Origin of the sequence: Pseudomonas sp. BLCC-B112 (genome assembly GCF_028550695.1) — a bacterium.
GTDB classification, from domain to species: domain Bacteria; phylum Pseudomonadota; class Gammaproteobacteria; order Pseudomonadales; family Pseudomonadaceae; genus Aquipseudomonas; species Aquipseudomonas danubii.
In genome coordinates, this window is sequence record NZ_JAQQGK010000005.1 from 296552 (window position 1) to 315779 (window position 19228).

Annotated in this window: 20 protein-coding genes; 18 read left to right on the forward strand and 2 right to left on the reverse strand. The window is 66.1% G+C overall.

The genetic code is table 11. The annotated features are described in order from the left end of the window. Window positions 1-14 precede the first annotated feature (14 nt). From PQT43_RS15210 to PQT43_RS15290, 17 genes are all read left to right on the forward strand, one after another. On the forward strand, window positions 15-773 hold the full coding sequence (locus PQT43_RS15210; RefSeq protein ID WP_102882201.1) for a glycosyltransferase family 2 protein: 759 nt from the start codon (window positions 15-17) through the stop codon (window positions 771-773). Next, the gene (locus PQT43_RS15215) at window positions 770-1726 is read left to right on the forward strand and encodes an LpxL/LpxP family acyltransferase (RefSeq protein WP_102882067.1); all 957 of its coding nucleotides are present in this window, start codon (window positions 770-772) and stop codon (window positions 1724-1726) included. The genes PQT43_RS15210 and PQT43_RS15215 overlap by 4 nt, the downstream gene beginning before the upstream one ends. Further along, entirely contained in the window at window positions 1707-3254 is a 1548-nt protein-coding gene (locus tag PQT43_RS15220; protein ID WP_102882068.1) for an HAL/PAL/TAL family ammonia-lyase, read from the forward strand. Before PQT43_RS15215 ends, PQT43_RS15220 begins: the two co-directional genes overlap by 20 nt. Further along, a complete protein-coding gene (locus PQT43_RS15225; protein WP_102862823.1) occupies window positions 3244-3669 on the forward strand; it encodes an acyl-CoA thioesterase in 426 nt (141 codons plus the stop codon). The genes PQT43_RS15220 and PQT43_RS15225 overlap by 11 nt, the downstream gene beginning before the upstream one ends. Further along, window positions 3666-4346, forward strand: a complete 681-nt coding sequence (locus PQT43_RS15230; protein WP_110651006.1) for an outer membrane lipoprotein carrier protein LolA — start codon at window positions 3666-3668, stop codon at window positions 4344-4346. Before PQT43_RS15225 ends, PQT43_RS15230 begins: the two co-directional genes overlap by 4 nt. Further along, on the forward strand, window positions 4330-6672 hold the full coding sequence (locus PQT43_RS15235) for an MMPL family transporter (RefSeq protein ID WP_267269265.1): 2343 nt from the start codon (window positions 4330-4332) through the stop codon (window positions 6670-6672). The genes PQT43_RS15230 and PQT43_RS15235 overlap by 17 nt, the downstream gene beginning before the upstream one ends. Continuing rightward, a complete protein-coding gene (locus PQT43_RS15240) occupies window positions 6666-7856 on the forward strand; it encodes a sodium:proton antiporter (protein ID WP_272754232.1) in 1191 nt (396 codons plus the stop codon). The genes PQT43_RS15235 and PQT43_RS15240 overlap by 7 nt, the downstream gene beginning before the upstream one ends. Next, a complete protein-coding gene (locus PQT43_RS15245; RefSeq protein WP_170004049.1) occupies window positions 7843-9090 on the forward strand; it encodes an NAD(P)/FAD-dependent oxidoreductase in 1248 nt (415 codons plus the stop codon). The genes PQT43_RS15240 and PQT43_RS15245 overlap by 14 nt, the downstream gene beginning before the upstream one ends. Then, the gene (locus PQT43_RS15250) at window positions 9087-9848 is read left to right on the forward strand and encodes a class I SAM-dependent methyltransferase (protein WP_102882073.1); all 762 of its coding nucleotides are present in this window, start codon (window positions 9087-9089) and stop codon (window positions 9846-9848) included. Before PQT43_RS15245 ends, PQT43_RS15250 begins: the two co-directional genes overlap by 4 nt. After that, the gene (locus PQT43_RS15255; protein ID WP_110595401.1) at window positions 9845-10330 is read left to right on the forward strand and encodes a DUF3261 domain-containing protein; all 486 of its coding nucleotides are present in this window, start codon (window positions 9845-9847) and stop codon (window positions 10328-10330) included. The genes PQT43_RS15250 and PQT43_RS15255 overlap by 4 nt, the downstream gene beginning before the upstream one ends. Further along, window positions 10327-11523, forward strand: a complete 1197-nt coding sequence (locus PQT43_RS15260) for a beta-ketoacyl-[acyl-carrier-protein] synthase family protein (RefSeq protein WP_102862816.1) — start codon at window positions 10327-10329, stop codon at window positions 11521-11523. The genes PQT43_RS15255 and PQT43_RS15260 overlap by 4 nt, the downstream gene beginning before the upstream one ends. Further along, complete coding sequence (locus PQT43_RS15265) at window positions 11520-11993, forward strand: ApeP family dehydratase (protein WP_102862815.1); 474 nt, start codon at window positions 11520-11522, stop codon at window positions 11991-11993. Before PQT43_RS15260 ends, PQT43_RS15265 begins: the two co-directional genes overlap by 4 nt. After that, window positions 11990-12718 (forward strand): 3-oxoacyl-ACP reductase FabG, encoded by a 729-nt coding sequence (gene fabG / locus PQT43_RS15270; protein WP_102862814.1) that lies wholly within the window; start codon window positions 11990-11992, stop codon window positions 12716-12718. Before PQT43_RS15265 ends, fabG begins: the two co-directional genes overlap by 4 nt. After that, window positions 12718-13944: a beta-ketoacyl-ACP synthase gene (locus tag PQT43_RS15275; RefSeq protein ID WP_102882075.1), complete on the forward strand. Its 1227-nt coding sequence runs from the start codon at window positions 12718-12720 to the stop codon at window positions 13942-13944. The genes fabG and PQT43_RS15275 overlap by 1 nt, the downstream gene beginning before the upstream one ends. Before the next feature lie 25 nt (window positions 13945-13969). Beyond that, window positions 13970-14419, forward strand: a complete 450-nt coding sequence (locus PQT43_RS15280; protein WP_102882076.1) for a hypothetical protein — start codon at window positions 13970-13972, stop codon at window positions 14417-14419. Window positions 14420-14481: 62 nt separating this feature from the next. Further along, a complete protein-coding gene (locus PQT43_RS15285; protein WP_102862811.1) occupies window positions 14482-14928 on the forward strand; it encodes an excinuclease in 447 nt (148 codons plus the stop codon). A 205-nt stretch (window positions 14929-15133) separates the two neighbouring features. Then, window positions 15134-15625 (forward strand): excinuclease, encoded by a 492-nt coding sequence (locus tag PQT43_RS15290; RefSeq protein ID WP_102882077.1) that lies wholly within the window; start codon window positions 15134-15136, stop codon window positions 15623-15625. Here PQT43_RS15290 and PQT43_RS15295 read toward each other — a convergent pair. Beyond that, the gene (locus PQT43_RS15295; RefSeq protein ID WP_110651282.1) at window positions 15593-16492 is read right to left on the reverse strand and encodes a LysR family transcriptional regulator; all 900 of its coding nucleotides are present in this window, start codon (window positions 16490-16492) and stop codon (window positions 15593-15595) included. The genes PQT43_RS15290 and PQT43_RS15295 overlap by 33 nt on opposite strands. Window positions 16493-16660: 168 nt before the next feature. Here PQT43_RS15295 and PQT43_RS15300 point away from each other — a divergent pair, with 168 nt between their 5' ends. Continuing rightward, window positions 16661-17890, forward strand: a complete 1230-nt coding sequence (locus PQT43_RS15300; RefSeq protein ID WP_442962471.1) for an MFS transporter — start codon at window positions 16661-16663, stop codon at window positions 17888-17890. 66 nt (window positions 17891-17956) lie between these two features. Here the strand turns inward: PQT43_RS15300 and hemE are convergent, their stop codons facing one another. Continuing rightward, the gene (gene hemE, locus PQT43_RS15305; RefSeq protein WP_102862808.1) at window positions 17957-19024 is read right to left on the reverse strand and encodes a uroporphyrinogen decarboxylase; all 1068 of its coding nucleotides are present in this window, start codon (window positions 19022-19024) and stop codon (window positions 17957-17959) included. Window positions 19025-19228: the final 204 nt, after the last annotated feature.

Genomic DNA, 19228 nt, shown 5'->3' on the forward strand with positions numbered 1-19228 from the left:
TTGCAGGCGCTGGCTTGCCAGCCAAGGGTCCAGCGCCGACCCACAAGCCCTGCGCCGTCATTCCGGTCTACAACCATGAAACCGCCGTGCCCGCCGTGGTCGACGCGCTCCTGGCCCGGGGCCTGCCCTGCGTATTGGTGGACGACGCCAGCAGCCCGGCCTGTGCGGCGGTGCTGGAACAACTGGCCGAGCGCGAGCAGGTGTTCCTGATTCGCCTGGCCATCAACCAGGGCAAGGGCGGCGCAGTCATGGCCGGCCTGCGCGAAGCCGCTCAGTTGGGCTTCAGCCACGCCTTGCAGGTGGACGCCGACGGCCAGCACGACCTGGCGGATGTGGATCACTTCATCCAACGCTCACAGGCCCATCCCGAGGCGCTGATCTGCGGTTATCCACAGTACGACGCCAGCGTGCCCAAGGGGCGCCTGTACGCCCGCTACCTGACTCACGTCTGGGTCTGGATCAACAGCCTGTCGCTGCAGATCCCGGACTCCATGTGCGGCTTCCGAGTCTATCCCCTGCCCGCCACGTTGGCCCTGCTGGACTCGGTGCAACTGGGGCGGCGCATGGACTTCGACCCGGAGATCCTGGTGCGCCTGTCCTGGCGCAACCAGCCCATGCACTGGCTGCCGACCCGGGTGCACTACCCCCAGGACGGCCTCTCGCACTTTCGCCTGTTCCACGACAACGCGCTGATTTCCAAGATGCACGCCAAGCTGTTCTTCGGCATGTTGCTGCGCCTGCCGCTGATCCTCTGGCGCCGGTGGCGTTCATGAGCCTGGAGCAACCCAAGGAGCCCGGCAGCGAACACTGGGCCGGCCATCAGGAGCGCGGCAGCTTCTGGCTGATGAAGCTCACCGCCTTCGGTGTACGGGTGCTGGGGCGCCGGGTGCTGAGCCCGGTGCTGTACGCCATAGTCTTCTACTTCTTCCTGTTCGGCCGCCGCGCCCGCCGCAGCATCTGGCAGTACCAGCAGCGCCTGGCCCAATGGAGCGGGCGCGATGAGTTGCGCCCCAGCCACTGGCGGGTGTTCGGCCAGTTCATGGCCTTTGCCGATGCCCTGCTGGACAAGCTCGATGTGTGGAACGGCAAGTTGCGCATCGAACAGATCGAAATCGTCGACCCGGCGCAGCTGCGCCATCAGCTGCGCGGGGAACGCGGACAGCTGCTGGTGGGCGCGCACCTGGGCAACCTGGAAGTCTGCCGGGCCCTGGCCGAGCTGGGCGAGCAAGTGACCATGAACGTGCTGGTGCACACCAAGCACGCCGAACGCTTCAACCGCCTGCTGGGCGAGGCCGGGGCCAGCAACCTGCGGCTGATCCAGGTCAGCGAGCTAGACCCGGCGATCATGCTGCAACTGAGCCAGCGCCTGGATCGCGGCGAGTGGCTGGCGATTGCCGGCGACCGCGTACCGCTGCACGGCGGGCGCAACGTGCGGGTGGATTTCCTCGGCCATCAGGCCGCTTTTCCCCAGGGCCCCTGGCTGCTGGCCGGGCTGCTCAAGTGCCCGGTCAACCTGCTGCTGTGCCTGAAACAGCAGGGCCGCTACCAAGTGATCCTCGAGCCCTTCGCCGAGGCCGTGCAGTGGAAGCGCAATGACCGCCAGCAGGTGATCGCCCAGTGGACCGCACGCTACGCCGAGCGCCTGGGCCAGTACTGCCTGCAGGCACCGCAACAATGGTTCAACTTTTACCCATTCTGGAAGACCGATGACGACCTCGACCCATGAGCCGGTAACCTTCGGCGAACACCCCCTGCGCATCGAAGACGTGCTGGCCCTGGCCAACCGCCAGGTGCCGACGCGCCTGCAAAGCGACGCCGCCTGGCGCCAGCGGATTGCCAAGGGTGCGCAGTTCCTCGACTCCCTGCTGGACAAGGAAGGGGTGATCTACGGCGTGACCACCGGCTACGGCGACTCGTGTGTGGTGGCGGTGCCGCTGCAGCATGTCGAGGCCCTGCCGCGTCATCTGTACACCTTCCATGGCTGCGGCCTGGGCAAGCTGCTGGACGCCCAAGCCACCCGCGCCGTATTGGCCGCACGCCTGCAGTCGCTGTGCCACGGGGTTTCCGGGGTCCGGGTGGAACTGCTGGAGCGCCTGCAGGCCTTCCTCGACCAGGACATCCTGCCGCTGATCCCGGAAGAGGGCTCGGTGGGCGCCAGCGGCGACCTGACGCCGCTGTCCTACGTGGCGGCCACCCTGTCCGGCGAACGCGAGGTGCTGTTCCGCGGCGAGCGTCGTGAGTCCGCCGACGTGCACCGCGAGCTGGGCTGGGAGCCCCTGGTGCTGCGGCCCAAGGAAGCCCTGGCGCTGATGAACGGCACCGCAGTGATGACCGGGCTGGCCTGCCTGGCCTTTGCCCGGGCCGATTACCTGCTGCACCTGGCCACCCGCATCACCGCCCTCAACGTGGTGGCCCTGCAAGGCAACCCGGAGCACTTCGACGAACGCCTGTTCGCCGCCAAGCCGCACCCGGGGCAGATGCAAGTGGCCGCGTGGCTGCGCCAGGACCTGGCCATCGACGCACCGACCGCGCCCCTGCACCGCCTGCAGGACCGTTACTCGCTGCGCTGCGCGCCCCATGTTCTCGGCGTGCTGGCCGACAGCCTGAACTGGCTGCGGGGCTTTATCGAAACTGAACTCAACAGCGCCAACGACAACCCGATCATCGACGCCGAGGCCGAACGCGTGCTGCACGGCGGACACTTCTATGGCGGGCATATCGCCTTCGCCATGGACAGCCTGAAGAACCTGGTGGCCAACGTCGCCGACCTGCTGGACCGGCAGTTGGCGCTGCTGGTGGACGTGCGCTACAACCACGGCCTGCCGAGCAACCTGTCCGGCGCCAGCGCCGAACGCGCCATGCTCAATCACGGGTTCAAGGCGGTGCAGATCGGCGCCAGCGCCTGGACTGCCGAAGCCCTGAAAAACACCATGCCGGCCAGCGTGTTCTCCCGTTCCACCGAGTGCCACAACCAGGACAAGGTGAGCATGGGCACCATCGCTGCCCGCGACGCGATCCGCGTGCTGGAGCTCACCGAGCAAGTGGCCGCGGCCACCTTGCTCGCAGCCAACCAGGGCGTCTGGCTGCGCCGCCAGGAAGCCGATGCCCGGCCATTGCCACCGGCCCTGGAGGCCATGCACCAGCAACTGGCCGCAGACTTCCCACCGGTGATCGAGGACCGCGCCCTGGAGCGCGAGCTGCGCCTGTGCCTGCAACGTATCGCCGAACAACACTGGAGGCTGCATGCGCAGTAAGGGAGTGATCCACGCCGACACCCAGGTCCAGGTGCCGTTCTTCGACGTCGACACCATGCATGTCGTCTGGCACGGGCATTACGTCAAGTACCTGGAAGTCGCCCGCTGCGCCCTCCTGGACAAGCTCGGCCACAACTACAACCAGATGCTCGAATCCGGCTACGCCTGGCCGGTGATCGACCTGCAACTGCGCTACGTGCGCGGCGCGGTGTTCGGCCAGACCCTGAACGTGCGCGCCAGCCTGGTGGAGTGGGAGAACCGCCTGAAGATCAACTACCTGATCACCGACCTGGCCAGTGGCGAGCGCCTGACCCGCGCCAGCTCGGTGCAGGTGGCGGTGGAAATCGCCAGCCGGGAGATGCAGCTGGCCTCGCCCAAGGTGTTCACCGACGCCGTTGCCAGGGCCCTGCCATGAGGGTAGGAGCGAGCTTGCTCGCGAAGATCGTTGGTCTGTCGGCCCATTGCACAGGGCTAAGCACCCTGGTGCGGCGGTTCGCGAGCAAGCTCGCTCCTACGGTTTTGGTGCTGTGGTGTGTGCCGGGGTTGGCCCAGGCCTTCGATCTGCAACAACTGAGCGACCAGCTGTCGCGGCCGGAGGTGATCCACGGTCGCTTCATCCAGGAAAAACACCTGCGCGCCCTGCCCCAGCCTTTGACCAGCAAGGGCCACTTCGTCCTGGCGAAAAACCATGGCCTGCTGTGGCTGCTGCAGACCCCGTTGCAGCAGGACTACCGCATCACCGCCACCGGCATTGCCCGGCGCGATGCCGGCGGCTGGCAGATGCTTCCGGGCAAGAGTGCCGGTGCCGAACAGAACCGCCTGTTCCTCGCCGTGTTGCAAGGCGACAGCAGTGGCCTGCAGCGGGACTTCGAACTCAAGCTGCAAGGCAGCGCCGATGACTGGCAATTGCAATTGATCCCCCGCTCCCTGCTGCTGAAACAGATCTTTAACCAGATCAACATCGACGGTGGCGCGCTGGTGCAACGCATCGAACTGCTGGAAGCCCAGGGCGACCGTACCTTGCTGATCATGCAGGACAGCAGCAGTGCCCAACCCTTGAGTGAAGCGGAGCAACATGACTTTGCCGAGTGAACGCTGGCTGCCGCGATCCTTCCTGATCCTGCTGGCCCTGGTGCTGGCCTTGGGCGCCTGGCAATGGCGCCACGGCGCGCCCCTGTCCGCCAACCTGATGGAGCTGGTGCCCGGCACCGCCCCGGACGCCCTGGAGCTGCAGGCCGAACAGCGCATGCAGGAGCCGCTGAACCGGGAAATCCTGGTGCTGGTGGGGCATGCCGAGCGCGAAAAAGCCGTGGCCATGGCCCGGCAACTGGCCGAGCAATGGCAGGCCAGCGGGCTGTTCGAGAAGGTCCAGTGGAACCTGCAGGCCGACCTGCCGGCCTTGCGCAAGCAACTGCTGCAAGGCCGCCTGGCCATGCTCTCGGCCCATGATCGCGAGCAGTTGATCAGCCAGCCCCAGGCGTTCATCGAGCAGCGCGTGCAAAGCCTCTTCGACCCCTTTGCCGGCTTCTCCCTGGTGCCGAGCCAGGATGACTGGCTGGGCCTGACCGGACGTATTCAGAACAGCCAGCCGCAACACGGCGCGGTGCAATTGGACATCGGCAGCGGCGCCCTGGTGGCCGATGCCGATGGCAAACAATGGGTACTCCTGCGGGCCCGCACCAACGGCAATGCCTTCGACCTGCAATTGCCCTTGCAGGTGGCCGAACTGCTGGACCACAGCCGCGAACAGGCCGGCCACAGCGATGTACAACTGCTGGCGGCCAGCGGCTTGCTGTACGCTGCCAACGGCCAGCAACAGGCCAGCCGGGAAATCACCTGGGTTGGCGGGGGCGCCACTCTGGGCATCCTCTTGCTGCTGCTCCTGGCCTTCCGCCGCTGGCGCGCCTTGCTGGCCTTCGTCCCGGTGCTGGTGGGCATGCTGTTCGGCGCCGTGGCCTGCGTCGCGCTGTTCGGGCGCATGCACGTCATGACCCTGGTGCTGGGCTCAAGCCTGATCGGCGTGGCCGTCGACTACCCCCTGCATTACCTGTCCAAGAGCTGGAGCCTGAAACCCTGGCGCAGCTGGCCGGCCCTGCGCCTGACCCTGCCCGGGCTGAGCCTGAGCCTGATCACCAGTTGCATCGGCTACCTGGCCCTGGCCTGGACCCCATTCCCGGCGCTGACCCAGATCGCCGTGTTCTCCGCCGCCGGCCTGCTGGGGGCCTACCTGTCGGCGGTGTGCCTGCTGCCGGCCCTGCTCAAGGGCGTCGAACTGCGTCCGGCGCAATGGCCGCTGCGGGTCGCCGAAGCCTTGCTCGGGGTGCGCGCCGCGCTGCTCAAGCGTGTGCCGAGCCCGGCGTTGCTGGCCCTGTTGGCGCTGTTCTGCGCCGCTGGTTTGTGGCAGCTCGAGAGCAAGAACGACATTCGCCAATGGGTCGGTGCACCGCCGCAACTGATGCAAGAGGCCCAGGCCATTGCCCGGATCACCGGTTATCAACCCACCAGCCAGTTCTTCCTGGTGCGCGCGGCCGATCAGCAGCAATTGCTGGAACGCCTGCGCGCCCTGGACCTGCGCCTGCAACAACTGGTGAGCCTGGGCAAGCTCAAGGGCTACCTGTCCCTGGACCAACTGGTGAGCCAACCCGCCGAGCAGCAGCAAGTGCGCGAGGCCCTCAAGCAACTGCCGGGCGTCTGGCAGCCGCTGCTGGCGCTGGGGGTGCCCCTGCCGGCCCTGCAAGCGGAGTTGAAACAACTGCAGGACCTGCCCGTGGCCGACATCGATACCGCGCTCATCGGTCCCCTGGCCGAGCCTTATCGCCCGCTGTGGCTGGGCAGCAACGCCAGCGGCGTAGCGGCCATGGTCAGCCTGCAAGGCCTGAACGACGCTGCCCTGCTGCGGGTCCAGGCCGATGACCTGCCAGGGGTGCAACTGGTGGATCGCCTGGGCGAGCTGAACCGCGTGTTCGCCGCAACCCAGGTCAGCGCCGCCGAACTCAAGCTGGCGTCCTGCGTGCTGATCGTGCTGCTGCTGATCCTGCCCTTCGGTTTCGGTGGCGCCTTGCGCCTGGTGGCCCTGCCGCTGCTGGCAGCCTTGTGCAGCCTGGCCAGCCTCGGCTGGCTGGGCCAGCCGCTGACCCTGTTCAGCCTGTTCGGCCTGCTGCTGGTGACGGCCATCAGCGTCGACTACGCGATCCTCATGCGCGAGCAGATCGGTGGCGCCGCCGTGAGCCTGCTGGGCACCTTGCTGGCGGCCCTGACCACCTGGCTGTCGTTCGGTCTGCTGGCGGTGTCCAGCACCCCGGCGGTGAGCAACTTCGGTCTGGCGGTGAGCCTGGGGCTGACCTTCAGCTTCATCCTCGCGCCCTGGGCTGGCCACACGCCGCATCCGACGCCGGCCGCGGAGAACCCGCCATGCTGATCCTGCTGTTCTGGCTGCTGGCCCTGGCCCTGTTCGCCCTGGCCACCTACATCGGGCGCCACCTGGGCCTGATTCCGATTGTCAGCCAACTGCTGCTGGCGACCTTCGGCCTGCCGTTGCTGATGCTGCTGTGGATCGAACCCCACTGGCAGCTCAGCGGCGCGCAGCTGGTATCGCCGCAATGGCTCAAGTTCCTCTACGGCCTGAGCTTCGCCCTGCTGCTGGGGCACATCCTCAGTGATGTGATCGACCTGCGCCTGGACCGTCAGAGCCTGAAGATCGCCGTGCCGAGCTTCTGCATACCCTTTGCCTGTGGCCTGGCCACGGCCTTCTGGCTGCTGCCGGCGCAACCCTGGATCAGCTCCCTGGCGGTGGGCCTGCTGTTCGCCATTACCGCAATCCCGGTGCTTTACCTGTACCTGCGACACATCCAGTACCCGCCCGCCGCCACCCGGCGCCTGGTGCAGACCGCGATCCTCATCGACCTGACCTGCTGGACCCTGTTCGCCCTGGCCCAGGGCAGCCTGCAGGTGAGCAGCCTGCTGCTGCCCCTGGCGGGTGCCTGCCTGCCCCTGGTGCTGCGGGTCCTCGGCCTGCGCCAGCCCCTGCTGCACAGCCTGGGGTTCTTCGGCCTGCTGGTGCTGGCCGAGCACTACAAGCTCAATGCGCTGATCTTCGGCATCGGCTACCTGTTGTGCATGGCCGCCCTCAAGCTGCCGCTGGTGCTGCCGTTAAAGGCTGCCTGGATGAACCGCTTGCAGACCTTGGTCGCCATCCCGCTGATCCTGACGTTCGGCATCGTGCAGATCAACGTGCACAGCGCCATGGACAGCCTCGGCTGGGTGCAACTGGCGGCGCTGCTGTTGCTGCCGATTGCCAGCAAGCTGCTGGGCAACTGGCTGGGCCTGAGCTGGGCCGGCGCCTCCTTCGAGGGCGCCAGCCGCTGGCGGGAAAGCCTGCTGCTGAACATTCGCGGCTTGAGTGAGATCGTCTTTCTCAACCTGCTGCTGCAACAACAGTTGATCAGCCCGGCGCTGTACTTCGCGCTGATGCTCATGGGCCTGATCGCCACCCTGCTGCCGGCCCTGGCCGGGATGCACCGAACGCCTGCGGCCGCGGTAAACGCGGCCCCCTTGAACCTGAACATCGCCGAACCGGCAAGGAGCCCCAGTGCCAACAGTTGAAATGCAACGTCGCCAGGTCGTGGTGATTGGTGCCGGCCCCTCGGGGGCCATCGCGGCCGCGCTGCTCAAGCGCCAGGGCCACGACGTGCTGATCGTCGAGCGGCAACATTTCCCGCGTTTCTCCATCGGTGAAAGCCTGCTGTCCCACTGCCTGGATTTCGTCGAGGAAGCCGGCATGCTGGAGGCGGTGCAAGCCGCCGGTTTCCAGCTCAAGAACGGCGCAGCCTTCGCCTGGGGCGAGCACTACAGCGCCTTCGATTTTGGTGACACCTTCAGTAACGGCAAGCCCACCACCTTCCAGGTGCAGCGCGCCGACTTCGACAAGCTGCTGGCCGACCAGGCCGCCCTGCAAGGGGTCGAGATCCGCTACGGCGAAGAGATTGTCGCCGTAGACGTGGAACGGCCGTTGCCGCAGCTCGACTGCCGCCGTGAAGACGGCAGCCAGTACCGCATCGAAGCCGATTTCATCCTCGACGCCAGCGGCTACGGCCGGGTCCTGCCACGCCTGCTGGAACTGGAAGCACCGTCGAACTTTCCGGTACGCCGGGCGGTGTTCACCCATGTCGAGGATCGCATCGACTGCGAGCATTTCGACCGCAACAAGATCCTTATCACCACCCACCCGGAACACCGCGACATCTGGTTCTGGAGCATCCCCTTCAGCAACGGCCGCTGCTCGGTGGGCGTGGTGGCCGCCGACGAACACTTCGCCGGGCGCGATGGCGACCTGGACGCCTGCTTGCGCGGCTTCATCAACGAAACCCCGAGCCTGGCCCAGGTCCTGAAAAACGCCGAGTGGGACACCCCGGCGCGGACCATCGGCGGCTACTCGGCCAACGTCACCACCCTGCACGGCCCGGGCTTCGCCCTGCTGGGCAATGCCGCGGAATTCCTCGACCCGGTGTTCTCCTCCGGGGTGACCATCGCCATGCGTTCATCGAGCATGGCCGCCGCGGTGCTGCACCGTCAGCTACAAGGCCAGAGCGTCGATTGGCAGAGCGAGTTCGCCGAACCGCTCAAGCGCGGCGTCGACACCTTCCGCTGCTACGTCGAAGGCTGGTACGCCGGCACCTTCCAGGACGTGATCTATCACCCGGGCAGCTCGCCGGAAATCCGCCGCATGATCAGCTCGATCCTCGCCGGCTACGCCTGGGATGAGCGCAACCCCTTCGTCAGCGAGCCCAAGCGCCGGCTCAAGGCTCTGTCGCAAGTCTGTGCGAGGGACGTGGCATGAGCGAACCATCCAGCCAGTACCTGAGCGCCAGCTACGTCGAGGAAACCCGCTTCGGCTTCTGGTTCCTGCGCAGCCACACCTGGCAGCACCATGTGCTGCGGGTGGCGATCAATGACCTGCGTTCGCTGTTCGATGGTGAGCTGCCGGCCCACCCGGTGCTGCTGGATGCTGGCTGCGGCCAGGGCAAGTCGTTCCAGTACCTGCGCCAGGTGTTCGCTCCGCAGCGCCTGATCGGCCTCGACGCCGACCCCCACAGCCTCAAGCTCAGCGCCGAGGAAGCCCGGCGCCAGCAACTGCAGGTGGAACTGATCGGCAGCGACTGCGCGACCCTGGAGCTGGCGGACGCCAGTGTCGACCTGTTGTTCTGCCACCAGACCTTCCATCACCTGGTGGAGCAGGAAAAGGCCCTGGCCGAGTTCTACCGGGTGCTCAAGCCTGGGGGCTACCTGCTGTTCGCCGAATCCACCGAGGCCTACATCGATACCTGGGTGATCCGCTGGCTGTTCCGCCATCCGATGCATGTACAGAAAAGCGCCGCCGAGTATCTAGAGATGATTCGTCGGCAGGGCTTTGAGTTCGGCCCGCAGAACGTGTCTTATCCTTACCTGTGGTGGAGCCGCGCCAAAGACTTCGGCCTGTTGGAGCGCTTCGGCCTGCGCCAGCCGCCGCCGGTGGGCCAGCGCGAGGAAACCCTGGTCAATGTGGTGGCCCGCAAGCCCCTGAATCCCCCGGTCACCGAGGAAGGTCTGCCCGCATGATCCGCGCTCTGCTGCTCGGTTGTGTCCTGTTGCTGAGCGCTTGCGTCAGTCAGGCTCCGCTGCCCGAGCGCACGCCTTCCCTGGTGTTGCCGTTGCAGTTGCATGTGCAGCGCCAGGCGGATGGCCAACGCCAGGACTGGCTGCTGGTGATCCAGGCTGAAGGCGCGGACCTGCGCTGGTCGCTGATGGACCCATTGGGCATTCCCCAGGCCCGTCAGCGCCTGGTGGCAGGCCGGTGGCAGGCCGATGGCCTGCTGCCCCCCAACCCGGAGGCCCGGGAGCTGTTCGCAGCGCTGCTGTTCGCCCTCACACCCGAGGCGGAACTGGCCGCCAACTACCCGGGCGCCCGTCAGCAAGGCACCCAACGTACCCTCGGCCCACGCTGGCGGATTGACTATCAACAACTTCTGGATTTCGAGTTGAACCTGCCTCAAGGCCCGCACTACCACATCACTGCACTGAGTACCGAGGCCACCCCATGACGGCCTACCTCAATGCCCTCGGGGTGATTTGCGCCCTGGGCCGCAATCGCCAGGAAGTCGCCCGCAGCCTGTTTGCCGGCGACTGTTCAGGCATGCGCGACGAAAGCCACTGGGTGCCCGAGCGCACCTTGCCGGTGGCGGCGGTACGCGGTCCACTGGCCCCCATGCCCAGTGGCTTCCAGGCGCAAAACAGCCGCAACAACCAATTGCTGCTGGAGGCCACGCTGCAGATCGAGGACGACATCCGCCAGGCGATCCAACGCTATGGCCGTGGCCGCATCGGTATCGTCCTGGGCACCAGCACCTCGGGCATCGACGAAGCCAGTCGCGGCATTGCCCGTTATCTGCAGGACCGGCAATTCCCGGCGGATTACGACTACCGCCAGCAGGAGCTCAGCGCGCCGGCAAACTTCCTCGCCGACTGGCTGCAACTGTGCGGCCCGGCCTATGTGATTTCCACCGCCTGCACTTCCAGCGCCCGGGCCCTGATCAGCGCCCGGCGCCTGCTGGACCTGGGCCTGTGCGACGCCGTGCTGTGCGGCGGGGTCGACAGCCTGTGCCAGCTCACCCTGAACGGTTTCACCGCCCTGGAGGCGGTGTCCGCTCAGCGCTGCAATCCGTTTTCCCGCCACCGCGACGGCATCAACATCGGTGAAGCGGCGGTGCTGTTCCTGATGAGCAAGGAACCGGGCCGTGACTCGCCCATTGCCCTGCTGGGCGGCGGTGCCAGTTCCGATGCCTACCATATTTCCGCCCCGGCCCCCGACGGTCGAGGAGCCTTGCAGGCCATGAAACTGGCCCTGCACAGTGCCGGCTTGCAGCCACAACAGATCGGCTACCTGAACCTGCACGGCACCGCCACCCAGCACAACGACGCCATGGAGAGCCTGGCGGTGGCGCAGCTGTTCCCCGAAGGCGTGCCCTGCTCATCGACCAAGCCCATGAGCGGCCACACCCTGGGGGCCGCTGGTGCCCTGGAGGCCGCGTTCTGCTGGCTCAGCCTGAGCGCCGAGAACCCCGCCCAGGCACTGCCGCCGCACCTCTGGGACGCCCAGGCCGACCCGGCCCTGCCGGCACTGCGCTGGGTCACCCCGGCCGACCGCCTGGACCCGCACGCCCCGCGCCGCCTGATGAGCAACTCCTTCGCCTTCGGCGGCAACAACGTCAGCCTGATTATCGGAGACGCCCCATGATTGACTGGCCGCTCGCCGAGTTGCTGCCCCATGCCGGGGACATGATCCTCATCGATCAGGTCCTGGCCTTTGATGAAGAACAGATCCGCACTCGCCTCCAAGTTCGCCCCGGCGGCCTGTTCAACCGCGCCGATGGCAGCCTGCCGGCCTGGGTCGGCATCGAACTGATGGCCCAGAGCGTCGCCGCCTACGCCGGTTGCCGCGCCCGCCAGCAGGGCTTGCCGGTGGAGCTGGGTTTTCTTCTGGGCACCCGTAAATTCGAGTGCAACGTTGAACATTTCCCCGTCGGCAGCACCCTGGAAATCCACGCCCTGCGCTCCCTCGAAGACGACAACGGCATGGGCGTGTTCGAGTGCCACCTCAGCGGCCCCGGCATTGCCGCCAGCGCGCGCCTGAATGTGTTCCGTCCGCCCCAGGCCGCCGACTATCTGCATGAAACACCTGCCTCTTCTACAGGAACCCCGTCATGACTGACTCCGTACTGGTCACCGGCTCCAGCCGTGGCATCGGCCGTGCCATCGCCCTGCGTCTGGCCCAGGCTGGCTATGACCTGGTGCTGCATTGCCGCAGCGGCCGCAGCGAAGCCGAAGCCGTCAAGGGCGAAGTCGAGGCCCTGGGCCGCAGCGCCCGCATCCTGCAATTCGACGTGTCGGACCGAGCGGCCTGCAAGGCCGCGCTGGAAGCCGACGTTGAGACTCATGGCGCCTATTACGGCGTGGTGCTCAATGCCGGACTGACCCGCGACGGCGCCTTTCCGGCCCTCAGCGAAGAGGACTGGGATCAGGTGCTGCGCACCAACCTCGACGGTTTCTACAACGTGCTGCACCCGGTGATGATGCCGATGATCCGCCGCCGCGCCGCCGGGCGCATTGTCTGCATCACCTCGGTGTCGGGGCTGATCGGCAACCGTGGCCAGGTCAACTACAGCGCTTCCAAGGCCGGGTTGATCGGCGCCGCCAAGGCCCTGGCCATCGAGCTGGGCAAGCGCAAGATCACCGTCAACTGCGTGGCCCCGGGCCTGATCGACACCGCCATGCTCGACGAGAACGTGCCGGTGGACGAGTTGATGAAGATGATTCCCGCCCAGCGCATGGGCACCCCGGAAGAAGTCGCCGGCGCGGTGAACTTCCTGATGTCCGCCGAGGCCGCCTACATCACCCGCCAGGTGCTGGCGGTGAACGGGGGCCTGTGCTGATGAAACGCGTGGTCGTCACCGGCATGGCCGGCATCACCTCCCTGGGCAGCGACTGGGCCCGCATCGCCGAGCGCTTCGCCGCCAACCGCAGCGGCATCCGGCGCATGGACGAGTGGGACAGGTTCAGCGAGCTCAATACCCGTCTGGCCGGCCCCATCGATGACTTCCAGGTGCCCGGCCACTGGACCCGCAAGCAACTGCGCAGCATGGGCCGGGTTTCGCGCCTGGCCGTGGGCGCCGCCGAGCAGGCCCTGGCCGACGCCGGGCTGCTGGGCGACCCGTCGATCAAGGACGGGCGCATGGGCGTGGCCTGCGGTTCTTCCACCGGCAGCACCGACGAGATCAAGGCCTTCGGCAACATGCTGCTGAACTCAGTGGCCGAAGGGCTCAACGCCAACTCCTACGTGCGCATGATGCCCCACACCACCGCGGCCAATATCAGCATCTTCTTCGGCCTCACCGGGCGCCTGATTCCCACCTCCAGCGCCTGCACCAGTGGCAGCCAGGGCATCGGCTACGCCTATGAAGCGATCAAGTTCGGCCGTCTGCCGCTGATGCTTGCCGGCGGCGCCGAAGAGCTGTGCCCCACCGAGGCCATGGTGTTCGACGCGCTGTATGCCACCAGCCTGAAAAACGATGCGCCCCACACCAGCCCGCGGCCCTACGACACCGACCGCGACGGTCTGGTGATTGGTGAGGGCGGCGGCATGCTGGTGCTCGAAGAACTGGAACATGCCCTGGCCCGCGGCGCCCGCATTCACGCGGAAATCGTCGGCTTCGGCAGCAACGCCGACGGCCAGCACACCACCCGTCCCGAGCAGAGCACCATGCGCCGGGCCATGGAGCTGGCGCTGGAGGATGCGGCCCTGTTCCCGGCGGCCATCGGCTACGTCAACGGCCATGGCACGGCCACCGAACAGGGCGATATCGCCGAGACCCAGGCCACCAGCAGCCTGTTCGGCAGTCGCATGCCCATCAGCTCGCAGAAGAGCTTTCTCGGCCACACCCTGGGCGCCTGCGGCGCGCTGGAATCCTGGTTCAGCATCGAGATGCTCAACCGCGACCTGTACGTGCACACCTGCAACCTGGATCAGGTCGACCCGCGCTGCGGCGAGCTGGACTACCTGCAGGGCGGTTTCCGGGCCATGAGCCACGAATACGTGATGAACAACAACTTTGCCTTTGGCGGCGTCAACACCTCGTTGATCTTCCGCCGCTGGCGCTAATGCCTCACCTCACTGGAGAAATGGAATGTCTTCCCTGTTTCGCGCCACCCTCATCGTCCTCGCCCTGCTGAGCGTCACCGCCTGTACCAGCAAGCGCATGTACACCCCCAACCGAGTGATCCCGGCCACCATCCAGGCCGACCAGGAGCAGGTCAAACAGGCGATCCTGAAGAACCTGGTGGCCCGCAAGTGGACCGTGCAGCGCATCAGCCCGGAGCTGATCCAGGCCGAGATCACCGTGCGTGAGCAGTTCCACGCCGAGATCGATATCCAGTACTCCGCCAGCTACTACAAGATCGTCTACCGCGACAGCCGCGACCTGGATTACAAGGACGGCAAGATCCACAAGAACTACATCCGCTGGGTACGCCTGCTGGACAAGGGCATCCTGCGCGAGCTGCGGGACAACCAGAACGAGCGGACCGCGCAACAGCTGTCCGACGCCGCGGCCAAGAGCTTCCCGGCCGCGCAATGAGCCCTTCCCTGTGACCCCGGTCACAGGCCTGCTTCACCCCCTTTAATGTCATGGAGAATGCGATGCGTTTGAAGACACTGGCGGCCACCGCCACCCTGCTGCTGTGCACCCTGCCCGGCATCAGCCAGGCCCGCGATACCACCCTGTTCCTGCCCTTCGACAAGGTGGTGGCCGAGGCCATCAGCACCGGCAAGATCGATGGCAGCGTGAAGTTCTACCTGGCGGGCAACAAGCCGGCCGGCAAGGTCAGTGTGCTGAGCCCGGGCGCCGTGACCAACAAGAAGACCAACGCCTTCGGCAAGGCCGACCAGGTGGCCTGCGAGTGGGCCTTGCAGTCGGCGCTGATCACCCTGCATGAGGCGGCGAAGAAAGTCGGCGCCAACGCCGTGACCGACATCGCCAGCTTCTACAAGAGCCGTGAGCGCAAGGACGCCACCACCTATGAGTGCCATGCTGGCGCCATCATGGCTGGTGTCGCGCTGCGCGGGGATCTGTCCAAGGTCCAGTGAGCTGCGGCTGACAATGAAAAGGGCGCCCCACACAGCCTGGTGGGGCGCCCTTTTTGTTTCCGGGATTTTTTCGGGAGGCCGGCCAGCGCCGTCTACACTCGCAACAGCAGGCCGGGCCACCGTCGCCTGCGGGAGCCAAGCGCTGCGACTGGACCTGGGCCGGCGCGACGCTGGCTCTTCTTTCACGTCCGTCAAGGAGCCGACCATGCAAGTGAAAGCGCTGATTGCCCTGGCCCTGCTAGCCGTCCTGAGCCCCACCAGCCAGGCCACCAACCTGATGTACATGCCCTTCGAAAAAGTCGTGGCCGACGCCGAGCGCGCCGGGCGCCTGGATGGCAGCGTGAGCTTCCACCTGGCCGGCAACCCGCTGCCACCGGTGCTCCAGGTGCGGCTCACTGAAGTGACCACCCACAAGAAGACCAATGCCTCCAACAAGAGCGATATCGCTGCCTGCGAGTGGGCGTTGCAGTCGGCGCTGATCACCCTGCAAGCCGCAGCCAAGCGGGTCGGCGCCAACGCGGTGACCAACATCGTCAGCTACTACAAGCGCCGCGTACGCAAGGACCTCAACACCTACGAATGCCGCGCCGGGGTGCTGATGGCGGGCGTCGCCCTGCGCGGCGACCTGGTCATCCTGCAGCCCCCGGTGCGCCCCAACAGCCCCTCAGGACGTGGCCCCGGTCTTGCGCGTCAGTAGCTCGACAAAGGCCTTGGCCATGGGCGATGCCTGGTCCTTGCGCTGTACCAGCCACACCGCCGACATGGCCTCCGGGTCCAGCAGCCGACGATAGACCACGCCGTCGATGCGCATGCGCTGGTAGGACGCCGGCAGTACCGAGACGCCCAGCCCCGCTGCGACCAGGCCGATGATGGTCATGGCTTCACCCGCCTCCTGGGCGAAATGCGGGGTAAACCCGGCCTCCCGGGACAGGCTCAGCAACTGGGCATACAGGCCGCTGCCATAGCTGCGGGGGAAGAACACAAAAGGCTCCTGGGCCAGCGCCGCCAGGTGCAAGCCTTCTTCACTGCCGCTGGCCAGCGGATGCTTGGCGCTGAGCACCGCCACCAGCGGCTCGCGCAGCAGCTCCACCACCGACAAGGAGTCCGGCAAGGGCAAGGGCCGCATGATGCCCACCTGGATCGTCTGGTCCACCAAGGCTTCGGCCACCTGGGTGCTGCTCATTTCCTTGAGCTTGAGGTGCACCGCGGGAAAGCGCTGGCGAAAGGCAAAGATCGCCTGGGGAATGGTCGAGTTGAAGGGGGCTGACGAGGTGAAGCCGATCTTCAGCTCGCCCAGTTCGCCCAACTGCGCGCGCCGGGCCACGTCTGCCGCCTTGTCCACCTGAGCCAGCACCAGGCGCGCCTCTTCGAGGAACAGGCGCCCGGCCTCGCTAAGCTCGACCCGACGATTGGTACGCTCGAACAGCCGGGCGCCCACCTCCTGCTCCAGGGCCTGGATCTGTTGGCTCAGCGGTGGCTGGGAAATACCCAGCACCTGGGCCGCGCGGCCGAAGTGCAGCTCTTCGGCGACGGCAATGAAGTAGCGCAAATGACGCAATTCCATGGGCAACTCCATTGAGTCGTTAAAGCTATCAAACAGGTCGAACAATATATTGGAAATGATCATTAGCCAGCTATATGCTTTTTTCCATTGCCTGACCGGCTGCGTCTCCCCGAGGTCCCTGTGAAAACCGCTGTTGCCCCCCTTGCCCACACCCTCGCCGCTACGCCCCTGGACGAGGTGGTCGCCCAACTCAACGAGGTCTACATCGAGAAAGGCACACCGCTGTTCATGCGCACGGTGCTGGCGCTGTTCTCCGGGGGCTTTGCCACCTTCGCCCTGCTGTACTGCGTGCAACCGATGATGCCGCTGCTGTCCCGGGAGTTTTCCATCAATGCGGCCCAGAGCAGCCTGATTCTCTCGGTGTCGACGGGCATGCTGGCCATCGGTCTGCTGATCACCGGGCCCATTTCCGACCGCATCGGCCGCAAGCCGGTGATGGTGGCGGCCTTGCTCGCCGCGGCCCTGTGCACCATCGCCAGCGCACTGATGCCCAGCTGGCACGGAGTGCTGGTGATGCGGGCGCTGGTGGGGCTGTCCCTGAGCGGGCTGGCGGCGGTGGCCATGACCTACCTCAGCGAAGAGATTCACCCCCAGCACATCGGCCTGGCCATGGGCCTGTACATCGGCGGCAATGCCATTGGCGGCATGAGCGGGCGACTGATCACCGGGGTGCTGATCGACTTCGTCAGCTGGCACACAGCGATGCTGGTGATCGGCGGCCTGGCATTGATCGCCGCCGCGGTGTTCTGGCGCATCCTTCCCGAGTCGCGCAACTTCCGCCCCCGCTCGCTGTACCCACGCAGCCTGCTGGACGGCTTTACCATGCACTTTCGCGACGCCGGCCTGCCCTGGCTGTTTCTTGAAGGTTTCCTGCTGATGGGGGCCTTCGTCACCCTGTTCAACTACATCGGCTACCGCCTGCTGGCCGATCCCTATCAGCTGAGCCAGGCCTGGGTCGGGATGCTGTCGGTGGTCTACCTCTCGGGGATCTACAGCTCGGCGAAGATCGGCGCCCTGGCGGACCAACTGGGCCGACGCCGAGTGCTCTGGGCCACCATCGTGCTGATGCTGGCGGGGATCGCCCTGACCCTGCTGACGCCGCTGTCCCTGGTGCTGATCGGCATGCTGCTGTTCACCTTCGGCTTCTTCGGTGCCCACTCGGTGGCCAGCAGCTGGATCGGCCGCCGGGCCACCAAGGCCAAGGGCCAGGCCTCCTCGCTGTACCTGTTCAGCTACTACGCCGGTTCGAGCATTGCCGGCACCGCTGGCGGGGTGTTCTGGCACCTGGCGGGGTGGAACGGCATCGGCCTGTTCATCAGTGCGCTGTTGCTAGGCGCGTTACTGGTCGCCATGAAGCTCGCAAAACTTCCCCCTCTGACCCGCAGCGAAGCGGCCTGAGCGCGCGCCAAACCTTCAGCAACGAAAACGCCCGGCATTGGCCGGGCGTTTTTTATGGGGTGGCGCTTATACGTGGTATTGCGCCGACAACTCGTGCACCGCTTCCAGGAAAGCACCGGCATGCTCCGGCTTCACTTCCGGGGTGATGCCGTGGCCCAGGTTGAACACGTGGCCGCTGCCGGTGCCGTAGCTGGCGAGGATGCGCGCGACTTCGCTGCGGATCGCCTGCGGATTGGCGTAGAGCACGGTGGGGTCCATGTTGCCTTGCAGGGAAACCTTGCTGCCGACACGCCGACGGGCTTCGCCAATGTCGCAGGTCCAGTCCAGGCCCAGGGCGTCGGCGCCAGCATCGGCAATGCTCTCCAGCCACAGGCCGCCGCCCTTGGTGAACAGGATCACCGGCACCTTGCGCCCCTCGTGCTCGCGGATCAGGCCGCTGACGATCTTGCGCATGTAGGCCAGGGAGAACTCCTGATAGGCCGCTGACGAAAGGCTGCCGCCCCAGCTATCGAAAATCTGCACCGCCTGGGCACCGGCCAGGATCTGCCCGTTGAGGTAGGAAGTGACCGACTGCGCCAGCTTGTCCAGCAGCAGGTGCATGGCTTGCGGGTTGTCGTAGAGCATGGCCTTGGACTTGCGGAAGTCTTTCGACGAACCGCCTTCGACCATGTAGGTGGCCAGGGTCCAGGGGCTGCCGGCAAAACCGATCAGCGGCACGCGGCCATTGAGTTCGCGACGAATGGTGCTGACCGCGTCCATCACGTAGCCCAGGTCCTTTTGCGGATCGGGGATCGGCAGGGCTTCGATGTCGGCCAGGGTGCTGACCACTTTCTTGAAGCGCGGGCCTTCACCGGTCTCGAAGTACAGGCCTTGGCCCATGGCGTCGGGGATGGTGAGGATGTCGGAGAAGAGGATCGCCGCATCCAGCTGTGGATAGCGGTCCAGAGGCTGCAGAGTGACTTCGCAGGCGAACGCCGGGTTCATGCACAGGCTCATGAAGTCACCGGCATTGGCACGGCTGGCGCGGTATTCAGGCAGGTAGCGCCCGGCTTGCCGCATCATCCACACCGGGGTGACGTCTACGGGTTGCTTGAGCAGGGCACGAAGGAAACGGTCGTTCTTCAGGGCAGTCATGTCGGCATCCGGAAAAAAAGTGGGGGCATTTTCTCAGAGCGCGACACAAAAGGCACGGCAAGAGCCGTTTCTTTATGTCTATGGGGTCAATTTGTCACGGGGACGGGCACAGATCCCGTAGGAGCCCGCTTGCTGGCGAAACGATCGACGCGGTGCATCAACAGCACCGCGTTATCGTTGTTCGCCGGCAAGCCGGCTCCTACA

Coding starts and splice junctions, on each gene's coding strand:
- PQT43_RS15215 (WP_102882067.1), top strand. CDS start 770: ATGAGCCTGGAGCAACCCAAGGAGCCCGGCAGCGAACACTGGGCCGGC.
- PQT43_RS15220 (WP_102882068.1), top strand. CDS start 1,707: ATGACGACCTCGACCCATGAGCCGGTAACCTTCGGCGAACACCCCCTG.
- PQT43_RS15225 (WP_102862823.1), top strand. CDS start 3,244: ATGCGCAGTAAGGGAGTGATCCACGCCGACACCCAGGTCCAGGTGCCG.
- PQT43_RS15230 (WP_110651006.1), top strand. CDS start 3,666: ATGAGGGTAGGAGCGAGCTTGCTCGCGAAGATCGTTGGTCTGTCGGCC.
- PQT43_RS15235 (WP_267269265.1), top strand. CDS start 4,330: ATGACTTTGCCGAGTGAACGCTGGCTGCCGCGATCCTTCCTGATCCTG.
- PQT43_RS15240 (WP_272754232.1), top strand. CDS start 6,666: ATGCTGATCCTGCTGTTCTGGCTGCTGGCCCTGGCCCTGTTCGCCCTG.
- PQT43_RS15250 (WP_102882073.1), top strand. CDS start 9,087: ATGAGCGAACCATCCAGCCAGTACCTGAGCGCCAGCTACGTCGAGGAA.
- PQT43_RS15255 (WP_110595401.1), top strand. CDS start 9,845: ATGATCCGCGCTCTGCTGCTCGGTTGTGTCCTGTTGCTGAGCGCTTGC.
- PQT43_RS15260 (WP_102862816.1), top strand. CDS start 10,327: ATGACGGCCTACCTCAATGCCCTCGGGGTGATTTGCGCCCTGGGCCGC.
- PQT43_RS15265 (WP_102862815.1), top strand. CDS start 11,520: ATGATTGACTGGCCGCTCGCCGAGTTGCTGCCCCATGCCGGGGACATG.
- fabG (WP_102862814.1), top strand. CDS start 11,990: ATGACTGACTCCGTACTGGTCACCGGCTCCAGCCGTGGCATCGGCCGT.
- PQT43_RS15275 (WP_102882075.1), top strand. CDS start 12,718: ATGAAACGCGTGGTCGTCACCGGCATGGCCGGCATCACCTCCCTGGGC.
- PQT43_RS15280 (WP_102882076.1), top strand. CDS start 13,970: ATGTCTTCCCTGTTTCGCGCCACCCTCATCGTCCTCGCCCTGCTGAGC.
- PQT43_RS15285 (WP_102862811.1), top strand. CDS start 14,482: ATGCGTTTGAAGACACTGGCGGCCACCGCCACCCTGCTGCTGTGCACC.
- PQT43_RS15290 (WP_102882077.1), top strand. CDS start 15,134: ATGCAAGTGAAAGCGCTGATTGCCCTGGCCCTGCTAGCCGTCCTGAGC.
- PQT43_RS15295 (WP_110651282.1), bottom strand. CDS start 16,492: ATGGAATTGCGTCATTTGCGCTACTTCATTGCCGTCGCCGAAGAGCTG.
- hemE (WP_102862808.1), bottom strand. CDS start 19,024: ATGACTGCCCTGAAGAACGACCGTTTCCTTCGTGCCCTGCTCAAGCAA.